We start from the raw sequence: 5,002 nt of genomic DNA on the forward strand, positions 1-5,002 counted from the left end.
TCCTGCAGGCGGCGGGGCACCCGGACGTCCCAGCCCTTGTCACGGAAGTGGCGCTTGAGCTCGCCGACGATCATCGGGATGGCGTAGCTGGTGAAGGCGGCACCGCGGCCCGGGTCGTAGCCGTCGACCGACTTGATCAGGCCCAGGTTGGCGACCTGGACGAGGTCGTCGAACTGCTCGCCGCGGTTGCGGAAGCGCCGGGCCAGGTACTCGGCGAGAGGGATGTACAGCTCGATGAGGCGAGCCCGGACACGGTCGCGGTCGGCGCCGGCGGGCAGGTCGCCGAGCAGCGACAGCAGGGCCTTGGCCTGGGCGTCATTGGCCCGCGTGCTGCTGCTCTCGGTCGGGGTCTCGTGGCTCTGGGCGATGGCGCGGCTGACGTCCCGGGAGGCGGGGACGGACGGCGCGGACACGGCGGCGGTGCTGGAGACAGAGATCGTCATCGGGATGACCTTTCGGGGGCGTTTGACCGGAACAGCGGTGACGGCACGGTCGTCATAGCCGTGCGGGAAGGGGTTGCGTCACCGTGCCGGGGCAGGCGCTGAGCGCACTGGAGCCGGCGCCGGTCGGGAATCGCTCTCGACACCCGTTGTTTGAGTGCCGGTGCAAGACCTGCGAGGTCAGCCTGAGGGCCGATCCGCCGCTGCTGGACGGGAGCCCTAAATCGTCCGTTCGGACGAGGTGACCGAGCCCGACTGTACTAGAGCGATGCGCCAAATGCGAGATGAGCGCTCCCACAGGGGATGGATCGGCCGTATTGTCACTGACTGTTGATTCTGTCAATACTCTGCGTGTACAGAAGGAATGGTTGTGCATTTCAATTCGGTAGTCGATCGGGTCCGTATGCCGAAACCGGGGCTGCGTTTTCGCAGCGCGCAAGCTACCGTCTCACCCGTGGCGTGCACCTGATTCAACATTGATCCGTGAGGTGCGGGTCGGGGTGTCGTCGCTAAGGAGTTACACGTGGCATCAGGCACGGTGAAGTGGTTCAACTCGGAGAAGGGCTACGGCTTCATCTCGCAGGACAACGGTGGACCCGATGTGTTCGCGCACTACTCGGCGATCCAGGCCACCGGCTACCGCGAGCTGACCGAGGGTCAGAAGGTCGAGTTCGAGATCACTCAGGGCCAGAAGGGTCCGCAGGCCGACAACATCCGTCCGGTCTGACACACCCTTAGTCGTAGGCCGAGACCCGCTTCACGGCCGAAGGAGTATGCAAGCCCCCGTCCGGTGCATCCGGCGGGGGCTTTGCGGTTCCTGGACACCCGCGGCGGTCCGTGGGCGGCGGCGGTTCCTGGACGGCTGCGGCGGGCGGTTCGTGCGCGGTCGCGGCGGTTCCTGGACGCCGCTGGGTGGTCCGTAGCCGCCGCTGGGGCGGTTCCTGGAGGCCGCCGCGGCGCTCTCGGGTCGCCGCGACGGGAAGAAATTTTCAGGCCAGCGCGGTCGGGCAGGCGAAGACCTCGGGAGTGCACGAGTGGGCGTACGCCTGCCGGATCATCCGCAGCGCCCAGTTCATCCTGGGCGAGGCGGTCTCCGGGTGGTCACCGAACTCCGCGGCGACCGTCGCGACGCAGCCCTGCACGCCGATCTGCCGGAGCGTGGTCGTCACCGCTGCGCGCACGTCAGCCTCCGCCGGAACCTGGGACATCTGCAGCGTGGAGGCGAAGAGAGCTTCGGCGCGGACCGCTTCGAACGTCGACTCCATGGTGGTGACCTCCTGCTCTTTGCTCCCCTGCTGTGGTCCAGCTAACTCCTGGCCGGGTGCCGGAATGTTCCGAGTTCGGTTGCTAAACGGTTAGGCCGAACGTCTCCAGCAGCCCGGTGAGCTCCAGTAACCGGTGGACGGCGGGGCTGGTGCCGATGATGCGCAGTTCGCCGTCGACGTCCGTCTGGGCGGCGACGAGGACCTGAATGCCGGTCGAGTCCATGAACGGCACGCCGGTGAGGTCGAGATCGACCCGGGAAGGCGCGTACGCACGGATGGCGTCGCGCAGCGACTCGATGAGGGTGGGGGCGCTCGTCATGTCGAGCTCGCCGGTGGCGGTCACGAGGACCGCGCCGTCGCCGGCGGGAGAGACCAGTGCGGCGAATGCGGTCACAGTTGCTTCACCACCCTGAGCAGCAGGCCGTCGCCGCCGACGTCGACCGTGTCGGCCAGGCTCGAGACGACCTGGAGGGACGGTTGCGATGGCAAAAGCGCGTCAGGGGCATCCGGCGGAGACGTGACTTCGATCACGCACGCCTTCTCATCGACAGTAGCGCGGACCTGGAAGGCGACGCCCACCCGTACGTGACTGATCACGTTGGCCCAGGTCTCGGAGACGATCAGGCCGATGTCGGTGCGTGTCTGCTCGCCGACGCCGAGGCCGGCGAGCGCGCCGTCCAGCACGTGCCTGAGAGTGTTCATGCGATCAAGATCGCGTGGCAGGTCGACGGTCAGGCGCAGGTCCACAATCGCAGTGTTACCGCACAGCGGAGATCGGAAACGCGCCGCAGGTCAGCCGGCGTATGCGAACTCCCGGGCGGCCAGCTCCTGGTAGGCGGCGTCGATCATGTTCAGCGCCCAGTTCATGCGGGCGGCCGCGGTCTCCGGGTACTCGCCGAACTCGCCGGCGACGCGGGAGGCGCAGCCCTTGATGCCGAACCGGCGCAGCGTGGAGGTGACCGCGGAGCGGATCTGGACCGGCGACGGCTCCTGCGAGGCCTGCAGGGCGGAGGCGAAGAGAGCCTCGGCGCGGACCGTGTCAAACGTGCTGTTCATGTCAACCCCCGGCTGCTGTGCTTCCCGACTGCAAACAGCGTTTCGCCGGGATGGTGCGGCTTGGTCCGCCGTACGGTTGCCGGAAGGTAGCGTGTCGACTACGGACAGATACTTGCCCTGGGAGGGCTTGACGAGCTACGGTCAAGCGAGTTCCGCGGAAGTCGGCAGTCTGTCGCCCGGGGACCACCTTTCTCAGACGCGTGTCACGCCCTCTCGCAGGAAGCCAAGGTCACACGCGTTTCGGCCAGTGTTCTCAGGGACACAAGCCACCACCTCACACGCCAGTCCCGAGGAGGACGCCCATGGCCCCAACCGAAGTGTTGGATCGATCCGCCAAGCAAAGTCACGCAACGAAGCCTCGCCGTACCAGAGCGGCACAGCGCAACCGGGACCACAGCCGGCCCGGAGGTCAGCCCCAGCCGCCCGAGTCGGGTGAGGCCCGGGACGTCGCCGGCATCGCCGACATCGTCCGCGACAAGATGGTCCTGAGGGTCGACAGCTACAGCCCCGGCCCCGACGACGTCGCCGTCCCGGCGGCGATGGTCCGCCGGTACGGGCTGCGCCACGGCGACGCGATCACCGGCAGCGCCAACGGCTCGACGCTCACCAGGCTCGACACCGTGCACGGCAACGACCCCGAATGGGCCCGCAGCCGGCCCGAGTTCAGCAAGCTGACCGCGCTCTTCCCGCAGGAGCGGCTGCGGCTGGAGACCGGACCGCGGCAGCTCACCAACCGGCTCATCGACCTGGTCATGCCGATCGGCAAGGGCCAGCGCGCGCTCATCGTGTCGCCGCCCAAGGCCGGCAAGACGATGGTCCTGCAGTCGATCGCCAACGCGATCGCGCAGAACAACCCCGAGGTCCACCTCATGGTCCTGCTCATCGACGAGCGGCCCGAAGAGGTCACCGAGATGCAGCGGTCCGTGCAGGGCGAGGTCATCGCCTCGACGTTCGACCGGCCGCCGTCGGAGCACACCGGCATCGCCGAGCTCGCCGCCGAGCGCGCCAAGCGTCTCGTCGAGCTGGGCCACGACGTGGTCCTCCTGCTCGACTCGATCACCCGGCTCGGGCGCGCCTACAACAACTCCGCTCCCGCCTCCGGCCGCATCCTCACCGGCGGCATCGACGCCAACGCGCTCTACCCGCCGAAGCGTCTGCTGGGCGCCGCCCGCAACATCGAGAACGGCGGGTCCCTCACGATCATCGCGTCCGCGCTGGTCGAGACCGGCTCCACCGGCGACACGGTCATCTTCGAGGAGTTCAAGGGCACCGGCAACGCCGAGCTCAAGCTCGACCGCAAGCTCGCCGACCGCCGCGTCTTCCCCGCGATCGACATCGACGCCTCCAGCACCCGCCGCGACGACGTCATCCTGCACCCCGACGAGCTGCTGGCCGTCTCCCGCCTGCGCAAGGCCCTGGCCGCAGCCAACGGCGGCGCGACCGAGCAACTGCTGGACCGCCTCGCCAAGACCCAGTCCAACGCCGAGTTCCTCACCATGCTCCTGCGCGGCAACGCCACCTGACCCCACCTCCCACTACAGAAGGTGACGCCACGCCCACGATTGAATGATCAATTTTTTCGGGCGGTGTAGCGTAGGTATGCAGGACGCCGCCGCCGGTGCCTTCACGATCTGCCAGCGGTGGGGCGCGCTCGAGACCCCTTGTCGTGGCACTGTCCGCCACGCCGGTCAGCACAACCCGCCGTTCCGCGCCGCCCGCGCGAGGGGGTTGGGTGAGGGGTAGGACGTTCGCGCCGCCAGCGCGAGCGCCGGTTCGGGAGGGCGTGTGGGACTTCACGCCCGTCCAGCGCGATGCGAGCGGGGCTCCGGGTGGGAGCGGGCTCCGGTGGGAGCGGGCTCTGTGAGGGGGCTTCCTGAGCGCTCCGTGAGGGGACTTCCTGAGGGGGCTCCGTGAGAGGGCTTCCTGAGCGGGCTCTGGATGAGGCGAGTGAACCCTGGGTGAGAGCGGGCCCTGAGGGGCGACAGAGGTCTCCTGGGGATGAGAGCGGGTCTCCTGGGATGAGAGCGCGGGCCCCGGCGTGGAGGGAGCGGGACGCGTTGTCCACGGGCCGCTGGTCACGTCGCCAGCGCAGCCGTCTGTGACAATGCCGGACGTCGCGTCCACGGTTCGCGGGCCAAGGCTAGAGCCAACGCCGTTCAGTTAGGTGGTTCGGTGGGTTGTCAAGGGTAGGGGTTGATGATGTCGATGCTGGTGGTGGCTTGGTAGCTGTGCCGGTCGATG

Annotated in this window: 7 protein-coding genes; 2 read left to right on the forward strand and 5 right to left on the reverse strand. The window is 68.3% G+C overall.

The annotated features are described in order from the left end of the window. A partial coding sequence (locus tag AB0I21_RS57000) for a sigma-70 family RNA polymerase sigma factor (protein ID WP_360574366.1) occupies positions 1 to 443 on the reverse strand: 443 nt, incomplete at its 3' end. A gap of 520 nt (positions 444 to 963) precedes the next feature. On the opposite strand from AB0I21_RS57000, the gene AB0I21_RS57005 reads away from it, so the two are divergent. Continuing rightward, positions 964 to 1,167 carry a cold-shock protein gene (locus AB0I21_RS57005; protein WP_033363591.1) on the forward strand — a complete coding sequence of 68 codons (204 nt, stop codon included), beginning with the start codon at positions 964 to 966 and terminating at the stop codon, positions 1,165 to 1,167. Between the two features lie 262 nt (positions 1,168 to 1,429). Here the strand turns inward: AB0I21_RS57005 and AB0I21_RS57010 are convergent, their stop codons facing one another. The 4 genes from AB0I21_RS57010 to AB0I21_RS57025 form a co-directional block, all read right to left on the reverse strand. Further along, the gene (locus AB0I21_RS57010; RefSeq protein ID WP_360574369.1) at positions 1,430 to 1,705 is read right to left on the reverse strand and encodes a hypothetical protein; all 276 of its coding nucleotides are present in this window, start codon (positions 1,703 to 1,705) and stop codon (positions 1,430 to 1,432) included. An 82-nt stretch (positions 1,706 to 1,787) separates the two neighbouring features. After that, a complete protein-coding gene (locus tag AB0I21_RS57015) occupies positions 1,788 to 2,099 on the reverse strand; it encodes an STAS domain-containing protein (protein ID WP_360574371.1) in 312 nt (103 codons plus the stop codon). Beyond that, a complete protein-coding gene (locus tag AB0I21_RS57020; protein WP_360574373.1) occupies positions 2,096 to 2,452 on the reverse strand; it encodes an ATP-binding protein in 357 nt (118 codons plus the stop codon). The genes AB0I21_RS57015 and AB0I21_RS57020 overlap by 4 nt, the downstream gene beginning before the upstream one ends. A gap of 45 nt (positions 2,453 to 2,497) precedes the next feature. Further along, positions 2,498 to 2,761 (reverse strand): hypothetical protein, encoded by a 264-nt coding sequence (locus AB0I21_RS57025; RefSeq protein ID WP_360574375.1) that lies wholly within the window; start codon positions 2,759 to 2,761, stop codon positions 2,498 to 2,500. Between the two features lie 302 nt (positions 2,762 to 3,063). On the opposite strand from AB0I21_RS57025, the gene rho reads away from it, so the two are divergent. Next, on the forward strand, positions 3,064 to 4,284 hold the full coding sequence (gene rho / locus AB0I21_RS57030) for a transcription termination factor Rho (RefSeq protein ID WP_360574377.1): 1,221 nt from the start codon (positions 3,064 to 3,066) through the stop codon (positions 4,282 to 4,284). The last annotated feature ends 718 nt before the right edge of the window (positions 4,285 to 5,002 follow it).

This window comes from Dactylosporangium sp. NPDC050588 (assembly GCF_040654975.1).
GTDB classification, from domain to species: Bacteria; Actinomycetota; Actinomycetes; order Mycobacteriales; family Micromonosporaceae; genus Dactylosporangium; species Dactylosporangium maewongense.

Excerpts from the sequence above, each read along its gene's own strand:
- rho (WP_360574377.1), top strand. The coding sequence starts at position 3,064 with ATGGCCCCAACCGAAGTGTTGGATCGATCCGCCAAGCAAAGTCACGCA.
- AB0I21_RS57010 (WP_360574369.1), bottom strand. The coding sequence starts at position 1,705 with ATGGAGTCGACGTTCGAAGCGGTCCGCGCCGAAGCTCTCTTCGCCTCC.
- AB0I21_RS57025 (WP_360574375.1), bottom strand. The coding sequence starts at position 2,761 with ATGAACAGCACGTTTGACACGGTCCGCGCCGAGGCTCTCTTCGCCTCC.